This is a genomic window from Paractinoplanes hotanensis, from assembly GCF_023717965.1.
Classification (GTDB): domain Bacteria; phylum Actinomycetota; class Actinomycetes; order Mycobacteriales; family Micromonosporaceae; genus Actinoplanes; species Actinoplanes polyasparticus.
Genome location: NZ_JAMQOL010000059.1, coordinates 69,617 through 83,420 on the forward strand (window position 1 = coordinate 69,617; position 13,804 = coordinate 83,420).

The window sequence follows — 13,804 nt, forward strand, 5'->3', positions numbered from 1 at the left end:
GCCGTCCCGCCCGCTGTTCCAGCCCCAGTCGAGAGCGCCCCGGACCCGGTGCGTGAGGTGCGATGAACGATGCGATCGGTATCTCGTCGCGAACCTCCACGCCGGGCCGGGGCGCCAAGGGGTCAGGCCTTCCCGGGCTCGTCGCCGAGCACGACGGGCACACCGATCAGCGAGCCGTACTCGGTCCACGAACCGTCGTAGTTCTTGACGTTGTCCTTGCCCAGCAGCTCCTTGAGGATGAACCAGGTGTGCGAGGAACGCTCACCGATACGGCAGTACGCGATGGTGTCCTTGCCGTTGTCCAGACCCGCCTCGGAGTACAGCTCCGCCAACTCCTCGTCGGACTTGAACGTGCCGTCCTCGTTCGCACCCTTGCTCCACGGCACATTGATCGCCGTCGGGATGTGCCCCGCCCGCTGAGCCTGCTCCTGCGGCAGATGCGCCGGCGCGAGGAGCCGACCGGCGAACTCGTCCGGGCTACGCACATCGACCAGGTTCTGCGCCCCGATCGCCTGCACCACCTCGTCACGGAAAGCCCGGATGGACAGATCCGGCGCGGACGCCGTGTAACCGGTCCTCGCCCGCTGCGGCACATCCGTGGTGTACGCCCGCGCGTCCAGCTCCCACTTCTTACGCCCACCGTCGAGCAGCTTCACATCACCGTGGCCGTACAGCTTGAAATACCAGTACGCGTACGCCGCGAACCAGTTGTTGTTCCCCCCGTACAGGATCACCGTGTCGTCGTTGCTGATGCCCCGCTCGGACAACAACTGCGAGAACTGCTCCTGGTTGATGAAGTCCCGCCGGACCGGGTCCTGCAGATCCGACTTCCAATCGATCTTGATCGCGCCCGGGATGTGCCCACCGTCATAGGCGGAGGTGTCCTCGTCGACCTCGACGAAGACCACACCCGGAGTGTCCAGGTTCTTCTCAGCCCAGTCGGCAGAAACGAGCGCAGAATCACGGCTCATCGATGTGTCTCCTTCATCAGTGTGGTGCCGGAACCCGGTGTGCCGAGCTGGACCGGGATGGCTAGCGGACCGTAGGTGAGGAACGACGGCGAGTACGGCACGGCGTCCGCCGAGGTGGACAACTTCAGATCGGGGAACCTGCGGAAGAGCCGGGACAGCGCGACCTCGCCCTCCAGACGGGCCAGCGGAGCGCCGATGCAGAAGTGCGGGCCGTGCCCGAACGCCAGGTGTCCCTGCTGCGCACGGGCGACGGAGAACTCGTCGGCGTCGGCGCCGTAGCGGACCGGGTCGGTCGCTGCGCCACCGATGCAGAGCAACACCGGATCGCCGGCGGGGATGGTCACGCCGGCGACGTCGATGTCGGCGAGTGCGTAGCGGAAGAGCGAGCCGGCCACCGGCGGGTTCAGCCGCAGTGTCTCCTCGATGGCGGCTTCCCAGCGGTCCTCGGCCGCGACCGTCTCGCGTTCCGCCGGGTTGGTCAGCAGGTTGACGATGGCGTGACCCAGCATGTGCACGGATGTCTCGTGGCCGGCGATCAGCAGGAGCCACAGCGAGTCAAGCAGTTCCTGCTCGGTGAGCTGGTCGTCCTCGTCGTGGGCCCGCACCAGCGCGGCGGTCAGATCCTCGCCACCGGTAAGCCGCTTGGTCGCGATCAGCTCGTGCAGGTAACCCATCAGGCCGACCGCGGCGGCCTGGGTGACCTCGGGCGTGCTGGTGTGTGCGAACAGCGCCTGGGTCCAGTTCCGGATGGGGGCCCGGTCGGCGTCCGGAACGCCGAACAATTCGCAGATCACCGCGGTCGGCAACTGCTCGGTGAAAGACGGGACCAGGTCGGCGGTGCCGTCACCGTCAGCGAGCCGGTCCAGCAGGCCGTCGACCAGCTCCGTGACGAACGGGTGCAGGGCGCGTACCCGTGCCGGGGTGAACGCCTTGCCCACCAGCCGGCGCAGACGCAGATGGCTGTCGCCGTCCTGCATCAGCATGTGCTCGCCCTGCACCAGGGGCATCAGCAACCAGTCGGCGGGAACGCGGCCCTCGCGGTAGGCCGCCCAGTGCGAGACGTGTTTGCCGAACGCCGTCTTGTCAGCATCGAGCACCTCACGGACGGCTCCATAGGTGGTGGCCGCCCACGCTGCGACGCCGCCGGGGAGCTCCACCGGGATCACCGGGCCGAGCGTACGGAACCGGGCGAACGTCTGCGGGACCTGTTCGCCCGCGCCGGGTAAGTACTGCCGATCGGTGCTGGTCATGAGAGCCTCCAGAACGGGTTGGTATCACCCCGACTAACGGACCTGCCTGCGGATTCTTCAACCGGCCGGGTCACTGCCGGGTTCGCGGGCATGCGGATCCCGGCCGACCGTGCCGCCGAGGCCGGTGAACGACATCGCCGTCTGTCGATGCACAACGAGCTACCAATTTCGTCACACGCCACCCGTACGTTTCCGGAGAACTCGACGGCGGGCGGCTGTCGGGCACCGCACGCGTGAGGAAGTGAATGACGGCATGAACCGCTGGATCGGCTATCTGCTGCAGGGGCTCGCGTCGGTGGGAGAAGCCTTCCACGCGACCGGGACCCTCCACCACGACGCAGCGCATCTGCCCGTCACCGCCGACCTGAACGATGCGGCGATGCGGGCGGGCTTCGATGCGATCGTCGAACGCGAATGGGGCCCGGAACGCAGGCCTGCACCCCCTGGCGCTGACGAGCAGGATCAGACGACCCTTCGCGATTGATCGTCAACATCATTCCCTCTGTCGGCTGATCGAATTGATTCCGTAACAGATCTTGTTCGCCCCGCCGAAGGCGAGAGGGAAGCGATGACCAACGCGATCAGAAGCGATATCTCGTTGCGCGTGAACAGCACCACCCACCGACTGACCGTGGACCACCACAGGACCCTGCTCGACGCCGTCCGCGAGGATCTGCACCAGAACGGCCCCAAGAAGGGCTGCGGAGGACACCGCGTGCTGCTCCTCGAGGCCGGACAACGCGACTCGGGCATGAACCTCCACATACCAGCCCGCGTTCTCCAAGCTCTTCCGTACGTCGGTCGACTGGAACTACACCACGGTGCCGCAACCGGAACTGAGCAACCGGACGATCTACTGGCCGAGAGGCAAGGTGCGGGACCTATCTGCGTGCCGCCGCGGAGATCGGCATCGAGACCGTCGTCGCGAATGGGCCGCGCCACGACGGTGCGAGCCAGACCATGGTCACCCAGCGAAGGGGCGCGCGGTTCAGCGCGGTGGACGGCTATCTCAAGGCGGCGCGACGTCGCAAGAACCTTGTCGTCCGCATGGGAGCGCACACCACCCGCGTCCTCTTCGACGGCACTCGCGCCATCGGCGTCGAGTACGTTCGTGAGGTCACCCTGTTCGCCGCGGAAAGACCGGCGCAGCTCGCCGTCAACACGACAGGGTTCGAGACCCCACCCTGTTCGACGCAAGAAATGCGGAAGCCTTCAGCGGTCGCCGCCAGAACATCTCCGGCCTGCGGTCCGGTCACCCGTTCCCTCATTGATGACGTGCGCCGTAGCACGTCAGCGGAACGTCACCACGAAGTAAGCGGGCTTTCCTAGCGTCGTTTCTCGTCCGACGCATCGCCCGAACGATAGGACATCTTCGTGACCTGCACGGCATCCGAGACCGACGTCGAAACGCGCATTCGCGAGCTCTTCGCCGAACACGGCGGTCCACTCACCCGGTTCGTCAAGGCGCTGACCGCCGGCAACCGCCAGAATGCCGAGGATCTGGTACAGGAAACCATGATCCGGGCCTGGCACAACCTCGATGCGCTGCCCCCGGGCAGTGACGGGCGTAGCCGCCGCTGGCTGTTCACCGTCGCGCGGCGGTTGGTCATCGACGAGGTTCGCCGCAGTCAGGCCCGACCATGCGAGGTCGCCGCCGAGGCGAACCCGAAACTCGGCGCGACCGGTGACGAGACCAGCGGCATTGCGGTCGCGAATCAAGCGCTACGTCAGGCGGTAGATGATCTCAGCGCGGCTCACCGCCAGGTGCTGCACGAGATCTTTTTTCGCAATCGTACGGTCGACGAGGTGGCCGCCGACCTCGGCATCCCGGTCGGCACGGTGCGTTCCCGAGTTCACTACGCACAGCGAGCCCTGCGTGTCGCGGTGATCGAGGGATAATGCGGCAGCCGACGCGAGTGAAAAACACCACGACGGCAGCTAAGCGGAGGCATTTGAAGCGATCACTGTGTGGGCCGTTATATCAGCCATGACCAGCTTGATCATCTCACGCTTCATCGAAGCGCTCCTCATCCTGATCGCCTTTCCCATCCTCACCGCGGACGACGCCATCCCCTACATCCTGCTCTGGACCTTGCTGGCGATCGTCTACGTGGCGATCCGCGTTTCGCGCCTGCGTCGCAGCCACAAGGGGCGCATGGAGTGGCTCACTCGCGGTCTGAGCGGCCGCCTCGGCCTGATCTTCACCATCGTCACCAGCTTCATCGGCATCACCGCCGGTCTCTCGATCACCCTGGCCGAAAGCGACGAGGACAAGTTCATCAACGCCGCCATCGGCATCCCTGCCGTGCTGCTGGCCTGGGCGATCCTGCACTTCGGCTACGCCGAACGCTACGCCGCCACCTTCTACAACGCCGCGGAACGACCTCTGCAGTTCCCGAACACGGACACCCCGACCTTCGTGGAGTTCGCCTACTTCTCCTTCACCCTCGGTACCACCTTCTCGGTGTCCGATGTGGAGACGCAGACCTCCGCGATCCGTCTGCAGATCCTGTCTCACTCCATTCTGTCCTTCATCTACAACACCGCAACCATCGGTATCGCGGTCAGCGTGATCACCGGCTGAGCGGCTACCTCCCACGTGCCGGTCAGGTCCGCGATCGGCCCTAATCGGCGGGTACACGAGGACTCCGGCGCTAGGCGCCCCTGCGCTCACCGTCACCGGCCGAGCATCGGGGCGCCACAGCAACCTACAACGGATCCGGACGCCGGTTCAGGCGTTCCTGCACCTGCCGCAGCAAGGAGAGGTCCGAGCCCTGGAGCATCGCGCCCGCCTCATTCCAGGAACGCCGGGCAGCCGCCGAGTCACGCTGAAACCACGCTATGTCACCGATGCCGATCAAGCATCTCGTTGTGAGCGTCCAGAGGTTCACCTCGCGGTACAGGTTCAGTGCCCGCTGCCAGGACGCCAATGCTGCCTCCGAGTCGCCTTGCTCGCCGAGGGAGAAGGCCAGGATCTCGTAGCACTCACCGACACCCACCACATCCCCGGCCGCTTCCCGAGCGGGCAAAACTGCCGCCACCATCTCGGCGCATCGCTGGTATTCGCCGATCCACGCCAGGCTGGTGGCGGAGCATCGACGAAGGTAGGCGCAGGAGTCCTCGTCGCCTGCCGCCTCGAACGTCCGGATGGCTTGTTCGTAATACTCGAGGGCGGTCCGATGATCGCCTTGAGCCGCTTTTACCTCTCCCCTGTTCCCGTGACACGACGCCTGCTGGCTAACGTCGTTCAACTCGATGGACAACCGCAGCGCATCGTCGAGATGTTGCAGCGCACGCACGTGTTCACCGCGAACATTCAGGGCACCGGCAAGCCCTCGGCGCATGCGTATCTGACCGCTGATGTTTCCCGTTGCGACAACGACGTCGAGACACTTCGTCATCACCGCGACCAGATCGACCCAGTACCGTTGCATCTGATAGAAGAGCAAGACCGATGATGCCGTCGGCCAAGCGAGGAAGGTATGGCCGTCGTTGATGGTCTCCTGAAGGACCGCGGGGTCCTTCAAGGTCTGCCGGAGGACTGGTGTCAGGACGTGCCGCTCCGCATCGAGCCACCTCACCGCATCAGCGGTCTGCATGGATTGAAGCCCGATCACCCCTTCGCGAGCCCGGAAGAGCTTCGGGCTGCGATGCGGTTCGAGGATCGCAGTCGCCTGGTTCGCGCTCAGCCGATAGTGGTGGAACAGACGATCAAGCGCCTCGCGGCGAACCGCGTCGGAATCACCTTCGGTGCTCAGCTCGTGGGCGTACGCCTTGACCAGATCGTGTGCCTGGTAACGGCCGAGTGTCTGCTCGGTCATCAGGCGGGTACGCACCAGCTCACCGAGCAGGGCCCGGCCCTGCGCCCGTGGAAGTCCGATGAGGCTGGCGAGGGCAGGCAGGGTCAGATCAGGGCCTGGATGTACTGATATCAAGCGGAACATCTGAGCTGCCGGCTCACTGAGCATCCGGTAGGACAACGAGAAGATTGCGCGCAGCGCGTTGTCCATGTCAGAGCCGGAGAAGGCGTCCAGCCGGCCTTCGGCGTCGCGTAACTCTCGAGCTATGCCGGCCAATTGGGGACCAGAGCCGGCCGAGGCGCGAGCGGCTACCACGGCCAGGGCCAGCGGAAGCCCGCCGCATCGCTGCACGATGTCGTTCAGGGCATCCTTGTCGGCCGACTCCGCCGCGGCGCCGACGCGCGTCACGATGAACTCCTGAGCCTCGTCCGGTGAGAGCGCGTCGAGGGTGTTCATGTGCGCGCCGTACGCGACGGCCAGCCCACCCAAGGGGTTCCGGCTGGTCACGATCACCAGACAGCCGGGTGTGCCAGGAAGCAGGGGCCGCACCTGCTCCAGGTCACGGGCGTTGTCAAGAACGACCATCACCCGGCGGCCGGCCAGGACGCTGCGAAACAATCCTGACCGCGCGTGTGAACCATCGGGGATCTGGGCGTCCGGAATATTGAGGGCATTGAGGAATCCCTGCAGCACGTCCTCCGGTTCCCGCACGTTACCGTGCGGGTGAAAGCCCTGGAGATCGACATACAACTGGCCGTCCGGGTACGAGTCGACCAACTGATGCGCAGCGTGGATCGCGAGTGTCGTCTTGCCGATCCCGGGAATGCCGTCAATAGCCAGAATCGGCATGGCCGCCTGAGTCATGACGTGCGCCCGCACCAGGCTCAGCACGCGGCGCAGGACGTCTTGCCGGCCACTGAAGACGGGAAGATCCAACGGAAGCTGTTTCGGAGTCGTCGTCGAAGCCGGCGCGTACCTGTGCGGAGGCTCGTCCGGAAACGACCGCGGCGGCTCGTGCCCCGGATCAGGTTCCGTCCCGCGCAGCACCTTCTCGTGTGCCCGGCACAATGCGGCGCCCGGGCTCGCACCGAGATCCTCCCGCAGGCGAGTGACGGTCTGCCCGTACTGGGCGATGGCCTCGGCCTGCTTGCCGTCCGCGCTCAACATCAGCATCAGCTGCGCCTGAAGTGCCTCATCAAGCGGGTGTTGCGCTGCGAAAGCCCGCACAACAGGCAGCACAACGCGCGCCTCGCCGCACCGCACCGCGAGCTCACCGGCCCGGCGGGCTGCGTCGGCACACTCGTGATCCACCGCGACGAAGGTCGGATGTGCTCGCTGCAAAAGCTCAGGTGCACCCGCACAAGGTCCACGCCAAAGACTCAGAGCATCGACAAGACAGGAGAGAGCCGGGCGAGGACGACCCGCGGACTCCTCAGTCCGAGCTTGCTCCACCAGGTCCCGGAAGGCGACCAGGTCCAGGCTCTGACCGTCAACCCCCAGCCGATAGCCCGCGGCGTCGCCGACCAACAGCGTGCTCTGTGCACCAGGTGGCAGCGACGGTTCCAGCAGGCGCCTGATCGCTCCAACGAAGCGGTAAAGCAGGTTCATCGCGCTGGCCGGAGGATCCTGATCCCACAGAAGCTCGATGAACTCGCCGGTCCCGACGGGTTTGCCTGCGCGCGCCAGCAGCAGCGCCAGAACCAGGCGCTGCTGACGGGGACCGAGGTCGACCTCGGTGCCGGAGAGAAGCGCGCGGACCGGGCCCAGCACCTGAAGCGACAGCCCCACCGCAGTCTCGTTACCTTCCGCTACCAATCCCTATCCCTCAGTAGGCCTGACCTGCGAACATGGTCATTCAATCAGGCCTGATCCAGCGCAACAACACCGCCGATCCACGCGCCACCGGAGGCGCTCACGGCACGGCGCCCTGAGGCGATATGCCCGGTTCCGCACACGTCCGGGGTGCCGGACGTGTGCGCACCAGACGCGGTCAGCCGTTGAAGTCGGACACCGTCGTGGTCCTGTCGAACCGACGTGCCGCCAGGTCCTCGTTCGAGAGCACCCATCCGACCATCATGCCGTCGCGTCCGAAGCCCTCACCGGCGAGATCGTCGTCCAGATACAGACAGCCGAGGAAGGTCTGTGTGCCGGGCGAGTCAAGGCCGTGGTCACCACCACCGCCGGTGCTGCGATCGGTGTAGCCACCGATGGTCCCCACGCAGTCGTCGTGGCCGTCCAGGTACCACTTGATCTCGCTGAACACTGTCTCGTCGTAGCGACTCTCGCCGATGTCGAACGTGCTGTCCGCGCGGGACACCGGGATGTCCCGCCCACCCACACCGTGCAGCGGGAACCGCGCTGCTGCTGGGTCCGCTGTATCACCTGCAGGGCGTGGCGAGGTAGGTCATGCCGAGCGGCCATTCCACGTCCTCGGACAGGGCCGGCTTGCCGCCGAACCAGCCGACCACCGGACCCGCGCAGTCGCGGTGCAACTCAGCACGGGGCGCGCGAGTTGCAGCCACCATTCAATGATGTCGTCCGGTACGTTCCGTCGACGAGCGGCCACCCGGAACTCATCGCTTAGATCCACGTGAGCATTGTGCACGGACGCCGTCGTGCCTGAGCAGCGGGAGGCTCGGCGGCACCCGTCGAGCGGACGGCGGCCGAACGGACGAGAACGGTCTGGGCTGGATACCGCAGAACTCATAAGGAGCAACGGAGCATCACTTCGTCAGTCCTCGGGTACGAATTGCCCCTGGCCCAGGTCGCGTAGTGCGGCCCGCAACCGCACGGCGGCCTGGTCGAGTTCCGCCGCGACGGTCTCCGGTTTGATGTTCGACAGCTCGAGATCGGTCATGTCCCAGATCGGGGTGACGTGCACGTGGCAGTGGAGCACCTCGAATCCCGCGATGGCCAGCCCCGACCGCGGCGCGTCCCAGGCACGTTCGACGGCCTGGCCGATCACTTGAGCCACGCTCATCACCTTGCCGAGCAGCTCCCCCGGCAAATCGGTCCACTTGTCGATCTCGCGCCGCGGAACGACGAGAGTGTGCCCCGGCCGTAGCGGCGCGATGGTCAGGAAGCACACCACCTCGTCGTCCTGCCAGACGAAACGGCCTGGCAACTCGCCGGCGATGATCCGGGAGAACAAACTAGCCATCAGTCACCTTCTCGAAACGGAAACAATGTGGGCGCGGCGTCCATGGGAGAACGCCGTCGCCCACCACCAGAACGTCCCCCACAGGACTGCCTTCAACGCGGCGGCACGCAACATGTGTGATGCATCCCATACGCATCGATGTGTCGCCCCGATGGCGACGCCGCAGTGCAGGTGAGGCGTCGGATACCTGCCGGTGATCAGCCTTCGGCCGGCAGCAGGCCGATCTGCTGCATCAGGGTCACCCGGTCCGGCGACACGATGAACTCGGAAACCTTACCGTCGCGGACCCGCATGAACCCCATTCCGTAGTAGTGAATCTTGTTGCCCGTGGGCGGTGCGCCGATCAATTCGCGCGTGTGTGTGCCCTCGTAGTGATACCGGAAGGCCACGGTGTCGCCCTCCGCGATGAGCTCATCCAGGGGGTGCATCAGATCGGGGATACCCTCGAAGAAGACCTTCCCGAAGTCAATGGACTCCTGCAGGCCGATGGTCGGGGATCCCAGCACGGTGAACTTGTAGTCGTCCGTGCACATCGAGACGGGATGCTCACGCACCCGGTCCAATACCTCGAAGTACTGGCGGACAACGGCCTTGCTCTCCGCCGCGCTCTGCGCGATCGCGTTATCGTCGGACATCTTCGATCCTTTCAGTGTTCCCTGCGAACGCCGGGTTTGCTGAGAACCACTCTCCCGCCGCGGCCGACCGAGCACATGAGTCATTCGACTGCGCTTCGCCGGCACTGAGGACTCAAGAACCGAGCTGACCGCACTGGCCGCTGCCCTTACCGCACCCCAGCAGGCGGGGCGAGAGAAAGCCAGCAATGAACGACTCGGCAGCGGCCGCCGACGGGCACCCGGAGCCGGTCGGCGACCCAAAATCACCCTCACCGACCAGATCACCGCAGCCCTGCTACACCGTGGCCACGATGAAAGCCACACCGCCCATCGTCGGCGTGCCCCGCTTACCCTGATGCGTCTGCGGCCCCAGCGTACGAATCGGCTGCCCCGCCTTCAACGCGGTGAACACCCGGATCGCGATCGGCGTACCGAACAACGAGATGATGAACGCGACCGCAGCCGCGACGACGACTGCCCTCACGGGCCAACCCCCGGCCATGTCATGTGCCCTACTCCTCGACGCACACGTAGATGAAGTCGTCCTGATCGCCCAGCGTCTCCCAGAACCGGTCGTAGAGATCGGGATCCAGCGCCGGGCCTCCGGCTGATCCCCTCCGGCCGGGAGGTCCGGCGCGGAACAGGGCATTCCGCGCCGTCATCACGTCGCCGCCGTTGGCAGCCGATGCGGACTCCTGCTCGTCGAGGGATTTCACCCGGCGCAACACCCGGTCATCGCGACTACCCGGCACTTCCTTGCGGTAAAGAAACACGCCGGCGGGCTTTCGGCCGGGATCGCGACGTCCGTCGCCGGCCGATGAATCGGTGTTACCGGCGAAGCTCTTGGCAAGGCCGACGGACCCTTCGTACCACAGGACCATGAACCGGTCCGGGTAGATGCCGTGCTCGTCGCCCGCACGAGCAAAATGCGCCCGCCGAATTCCGAGAATGACTTTGTTGCCCCCATGGAGGGCTCCGAACACCGACCGGTCATTCACCTCGTTCAGATAACGCTCACCTTCGCTGAACGTATTACGCTCGCCGTCCTCGGACATGAAGCAGGCCCCTTCACATCAATGAAGCTGTCCACTGCGCCAACAAAGTCAAGATCGCCTCAGCATGACAGCGGGCGACCGCGTCGTTATGCGGAAGAACGCAGACCTCCCGTGATCCGTCACTGCAATGCGAAAGAGTGATGTCAATCACTTCGATCAATGGAATCGTCGTAGAATCCGGTCGGCCAGCACCGGTTGACCGACCACTGAGGACGCATGCCGGCAAGTGTCCTTCATCGAGACGGCAGAGATTTCCCGGAGAGGAACGGACGAACCAAGACTCTTGGCCCATCGAGCCCTTGCTGTCTGCTGCGCGGCTCCGTTTTTGAAGCATCCGTTTTTGAAGCATCGGTCCGGCAGTCCGTTGTCAGGGATGCAAACCCCGACAGCAGATTGCAGGTGGGAAGATGTCACAGTCGTACTCGGACAGCTCCGGCAAGAACTGGATCAGGCTGGAGAGCTACACCGATCACTTGGACAAGACGACGTTCCAGGAAGAAGTCGTGGGTGGCTTCTCCGGCTTGACCAAGGCACCGGACGGCCGTATCGGTGCGGTCAGCGATCGGTCGGTGATGTTCTATCTGGATGCCGAGACCCTCGATCCGGTTCAGGCGATCCGCCTGCGCGACGAACTTCGGCAGCGTGTCGATTGCGAAGCGGTCACCATCGATCAGGGCAACATTCTGATCGCCACCGAGAAACCGGAGATTCTCCGGTACGACGCCGCGGGGAAGATGCTCGGCATCCTGCCGATGCCGAGCCGGTACCGCGTGACGCCCGTCGGGGATGCCCGCCTCAACGAGGTGTTCGAGGGCATGACCCTGCTCGATGACTTCACGCTGGTGGCTTCGCTGGAGAACTCGCTGCTCACCGACGAGAAGGGCCTGCTGCGATTCCAGTGCTGGGAGCGCAGCGACGCGACGGCCGAGTTCAAGCCCACCACGCAGTACTGCTACCAGGTCGAGCCCGGCCTGCTGGTGTCCGACATCGCCGCCACCGGGGACGGCCGTCTGCTCGTTCTGGAACGCGGGTTCGACAAGGCCACGGGCAACATCGTCCGGCTCTACCTGACGGACTTCACTGGCGTTGGCGATGTGAGTGAGATCGCCGAGCTGGAGGCCGGCGCGCCGGTACTTCCCAAACAGCTTCTCGGGGATCTGGCGGACCTGCCGCCGTCCGGCGCGGTGGCCAAGCAGCCGCAGAAGAACCCGCTGATGCAGAACTATGAGGCGATGGCGGTTACCGAACACCTCGCGGACGGGTCGATCCGCCTTCTGGTGGCCTCGGACGACAATGACAGCGAGGTGCAGATCACGCGCTTCCTTCGCCTCCGCATCGAACTCCCGGATCCGGCGTAGCGCAAGAGCGCGCAATCCTCGATCCGAGGGCGCAACAAGGCACCTCTCAACGACGGAACAGGAGAGAACAAAGTGAAAATTTCAGGTGTGGCACGCCGGGCGGTCGTGGGGATCGTCACGACGGCAGTGCTGACTCCGGCCATCGTGACGGCGGCTGCTGCTCCCGCCGTTGCCGCCATGGGTAAAGGCCGCGCGCAGATCTGCTCCCAGGGCGACTATCCGTCTCAACTCGAATTCGCCGGTACTGGCGGGTTCAGTTCCTTCATCGCGGCAGCCGGCACCTGCGTGAAGGTGGACATTCCCGCCGGCACGACCAGGATCGACGTCGTCGGCTCCTGGAGTAATGGCTCGACCTTCAACATGGGAGGTTTCTGGGCCTCCGCCCAGGACAATCCCGGCTGGAAGGTGTACACCTTCGGCTCCAGGGCGAATAGCGCGGCAACCGCTAGCTGGCGTTGGAATCGAGACTGACGTTTGTCGGCCGGGCGGTGAATATTGCCGCCCGGCCCCAAAAAGTACAGCGGTGAGGCGGAGTCCGCGTTGCCGCCGGCCCGCATTTGTCAGGGCTGCGGGAAGGCCTTGAAGCTTCGGTACTCGCCGGCCGCGAAGGTGACCGATGTGCCGAGGCCGTGCTCCTGGCCGCTGCAGTCGGCAGTGCGCCAAGCGCGGACGTCCAGCACTCCGCTACAGCCGATCAGGACCGTGGCCTTCGCGGGGAAGGTTGTGCAGGAACCGTCGACGGTGGGGAAATGGGCCACCACGGAGTCGCTGGCCCATTCACTGAGCGTTTTTCATCCTGCGTAGCGGCCCGGCCGGTGCCTGAATGAGGTAGCGCCCTGCCCGTACGTCGACCGGAAGATCACGCCGAGGAAGCCGTCGACCCGGTCGCGCCGAGACCGTCCCCAGCGCCCAGCCTCGCGACGAGTTGGGTGGCACGGGTGGTCGGCACGCCCGAGACGGTCAGGATGGCGACGGCAGCGGCGGAGCCTGCCGTGCTGGGCCTGAGCAGGCCGTCGTTCACCGCCTCCATGAGGGCGATGAGCATCTGCTCGTGGAGGAACATCAGGGCCCGTGCTGACAGCGGGGAGGTGAACATCCCCTGATCGAGACCGCGTTGAAGAGTCTCCAGGGAGGCTTCCCGAACGGGGGCGAGACGGTCGCGGATGCCTTGCACGGTGACGCTGCGCTGTGCGAGCGCGATCAGGATCCGGTAGCGGTCGGCGACCTGCCAGGCCGCGAGCGTCGCGCGCGCAAGTGACTCCGCCGGGTCCGTCACACCCTCCAGGCCCGTCGCCCGGGCCGCCGCGACCATTTCCACGGCACCGTCGAGAAGGGCGCCGACCAGGGCCTCGCGGCTCGGGAAGTGCCCGTACACCGTCCTGCGGACTACGCCCGCCGCACGCGCGATCTGGTCCATGGACGCGTCCGGATCGTGCAGCAACTCGGCGAGAGCGACGTCGAGGATGCGGCGACGGTTGGCGGCGGCGCGGCTGGTGTCACGCGTGGTCATGGCTGCCATTCTGTCCCACCTCCAAGCGCCGCATTTCGTCGTGCGGCGTCGCACGATCTTGCACACTTCTGGGCGGTGACGTAACT

15 protein-coding genes and 2 pseudogenes are annotated in these 13,804 nt (G+C 65.4%); 6 read left to right on the plus strand and 11 right to left on the minus strand.

What is annotated here, in order from left to right:
- Positions 1–122: 122 nt before the first annotated feature.
- Both LXN57_RS38415 and LXN57_RS38420 read right to left on the minus strand, forming a co-directional pair.
- Entirely contained in the window at positions 123–971 is an 849-nt protein-coding gene (locus LXN57_RS38415; RefSeq protein WP_251803138.1) for a sulfurtransferase, read from the minus strand.
- Positions 968–2,221 carry a cytochrome P450 family protein gene (locus LXN57_RS38420; protein WP_251803139.1) on the minus strand — a complete coding sequence of 418 codons (1,254 nt, stop codon included), beginning with the start codon at positions 2,219–2,221 and terminating at the stop codon, positions 968–970. The genes LXN57_RS38415 and LXN57_RS38420 overlap by 4 nt, the downstream gene beginning before the upstream one ends.
- 253 nt (positions 2,222–2,474) lie before the next feature.
- Here LXN57_RS38420 and LXN57_RS38425 point away from each other — a divergent pair, with 253 nt between their 5' ends.
- Positions 2,475–2,705: a hypothetical protein gene (locus LXN57_RS38425; RefSeq protein ID WP_251803140.1), complete on the plus strand. Its 231-nt coding sequence runs from the start codon at positions 2,475–2,477 to the stop codon at positions 2,703–2,705.
- Positions 2,706–2,714: 9 nt separating this feature from the next.
- Here the strand turns inward: LXN57_RS38425 and LXN57_RS38430 are convergent, their stop codons facing one another.
- The gene (locus LXN57_RS38430) at positions 2,715–3,005 is read right to left on the minus strand and encodes a hypothetical protein (protein ID WP_251803141.1); all 291 of its coding nucleotides are present in this window, start codon (positions 3,003–3,005) and stop codon (positions 2,715–2,717) included.
- Positions 3,006–3,091: 86 nt separating this feature from the next.
- On the opposite strand from LXN57_RS38430, the pseudogene LXN57_RS48430 reads away from it, so the two are divergent.
- The 3 genes and pseudogenes from LXN57_RS48430 to LXN57_RS38445 all read left to right on the plus strand — a co-directional run.
- Positions 3,092–3,550 (plus strand): annotated as a pseudogene (locus LXN57_RS48430) (GMC family oxidoreductase N-terminal domain-containing protein); the annotation flags it as partial.
- A 45-nt stretch (positions 3,551–3,595) separates the two neighbouring features.
- Entirely contained in the window at positions 3,596–4,120 is a 525-nt protein-coding gene (locus tag LXN57_RS38440) for a sigma-70 family RNA polymerase sigma factor (RefSeq protein ID WP_251803142.1), read from the plus strand.
- A gap of 88 nt (positions 4,121–4,208) precedes the next feature.
- On the plus strand, positions 4,209–4,805 hold the full coding sequence (locus LXN57_RS38445) for a DUF1345 domain-containing protein (protein ID WP_251803143.1): 597 nt from the start codon (positions 4,209–4,211) through the stop codon (positions 4,803–4,805).
- 124 nt (positions 4,806–4,929) lie between these two features.
- On the opposite strand, the gene LXN57_RS38450 is transcribed toward LXN57_RS38445, so the two are convergent.
- The 7 genes and pseudogenes from LXN57_RS38450 to LXN57_RS38480 all read right to left on the minus strand — a co-directional run bounded on the left by LXN57_RS38450 (position 4,930) and on the right by LXN57_RS38480 (position 10,850).
- On the minus strand, positions 4,930–7,809 hold the full coding sequence (locus tag LXN57_RS38450) for an AfsR/SARP family transcriptional regulator (protein WP_251803144.1): 2,880 nt from the start codon (positions 7,807–7,809) through the stop codon (positions 4,930–4,932).
- Positions 7,810–8,011: 202 nt separating this feature from the next.
- Positions 8,012–8,338, minus strand: a complete 327-nt coding sequence (locus LXN57_RS38455) for a hypothetical protein (protein WP_251803145.1) — start codon at positions 8,336–8,338, stop codon at positions 8,012–8,014.
- 61 nt (positions 8,339–8,399) lie between these two features.
- Positions 8,400–8,543: a hypothetical protein gene (locus LXN57_RS38460; protein ID WP_251803146.1), complete on the minus strand. Its 144-nt coding sequence runs from the start codon at positions 8,541–8,543 to the stop codon at positions 8,400–8,402.
- A 209-nt stretch (positions 8,544–8,752) separates the two neighbouring features.
- Positions 8,753–9,181 carry an HIT family protein gene (locus LXN57_RS38465; protein WP_251803147.1) on the minus strand — a complete coding sequence of 143 codons (429 nt, stop codon included), beginning with the start codon at positions 9,179–9,181 and terminating at the stop codon, positions 8,753–8,755.
- Positions 9,182–9,378: 197 nt separating this feature from the next.
- A complete protein-coding gene (locus LXN57_RS38470; protein ID WP_251803148.1) occupies positions 9,379–9,816 on the minus strand; it encodes an ester cyclase in 438 nt (145 codons plus the stop codon).
- 277 nt (positions 9,817–10,093) lie between these two features.
- Positions 10,094–10,279, minus strand: a pseudogene (locus tag LXN57_RS38475) (phospho-N-acetylmuramoyl-pentapeptide-transferase); the annotation flags it as partial.
- A 28-nt stretch (positions 10,280–10,307) separates the two neighbouring features.
- Positions 10,308–10,850: a hypothetical protein gene (locus LXN57_RS38480; protein ID WP_251803149.1), complete on the minus strand. Its 543-nt coding sequence runs from the start codon at positions 10,848–10,850 to the stop codon at positions 10,308–10,310.
- Between the two features lie 407 nt (positions 10,851–11,257).
- On the opposite strand from LXN57_RS38480, the gene LXN57_RS38485 reads away from it, so the two are divergent.
- Positions 11,258–12,208 carry an esterase-like activity of phytase family protein gene (locus tag LXN57_RS38485; protein ID WP_251803150.1) on the plus strand — a complete coding sequence of 317 codons (951 nt, stop codon included), beginning with the start codon at positions 11,258–11,260 and terminating at the stop codon, positions 12,206–12,208.
- A 72-nt stretch (positions 12,209–12,280) separates the two neighbouring features.
- Positions 12,281–12,679, plus strand: a complete 399-nt coding sequence (locus tag LXN57_RS38490) for a hypothetical protein (RefSeq protein ID WP_251803151.1) — start codon at positions 12,281–12,283, stop codon at positions 12,677–12,679.
- A 388-nt stretch (positions 12,680–13,067) separates the two neighbouring features.
- On the opposite strand, the gene LXN57_RS38495 is transcribed toward LXN57_RS38490, so the two are convergent.
- Positions 13,068–13,718, minus strand: a complete 651-nt coding sequence (locus LXN57_RS38495; RefSeq protein ID WP_251803152.1) for a TetR/AcrR family transcriptional regulator — start codon at positions 13,716–13,718, stop codon at positions 13,068–13,070.
- Between the last annotated feature and the right edge of the window lie 86 nt (positions 13,719–13,804).

What these genes read in the sequence shown, in the direction of transcription:
- LXN57_RS38465 (WP_251803147.1), bottom strand. Translation starts at nt 9,181, where the DNA reads ATGGCTAGTTTGTTCTCCCGGATCATCGCCGGCGAGTTGCCAGGCCGT.
- LXN57_RS38470 (WP_251803148.1), bottom strand. Translation starts at nt 9,816, where the DNA reads ATGTCCGACGATAACGCGATCGCGCAGAGCGCGGCGGAGAGCAAGGCC.
- LXN57_RS38415 (WP_251803138.1), bottom strand. Translation starts at nt 971, where the DNA reads ATGAGCCGTGATTCTGCGCTCGTTTCTGCCGACTGGGCTGAGAAGAAC.
- LXN57_RS38425 (WP_251803140.1), top strand. Translation starts at nt 2,475, where the DNA reads ATGAACCGCTGGATCGGCTATCTGCTGCAGGGGCTCGCGTCGGTGGGA.
- LXN57_RS38485 (WP_251803150.1), top strand. Translation starts at nt 11,258, where the DNA reads ATGTCACAGTCGTACTCGGACAGCTCCGGCAAGAACTGGATCAGGCTG.
- LXN57_RS38495 (WP_251803152.1), bottom strand. Translation starts at nt 13,718, where the DNA reads ATGACCACGCGTGACACCAGCCGCGCCGCCGCCAACCGTCGCCGCATC.
- LXN57_RS38480 (WP_251803149.1), bottom strand. Translation starts at nt 10,850, where the DNA reads ATGTCCGAGGACGGCGAGCGTAATACGTTCAGCGAAGGTGAGCGTTAT.
- LXN57_RS38445 (WP_251803143.1), top strand. Translation starts at nt 4,209, where the DNA reads ATGACCAGCTTGATCATCTCACGCTTCATCGAAGCGCTCCTCATCCTG.
- LXN57_RS38420 (WP_251803139.1), bottom strand. Translation starts at nt 2,221, where the DNA reads ATGACCAGCACCGATCGGCAGTACTTACCCGGCGCGGGCGAACAGGTC.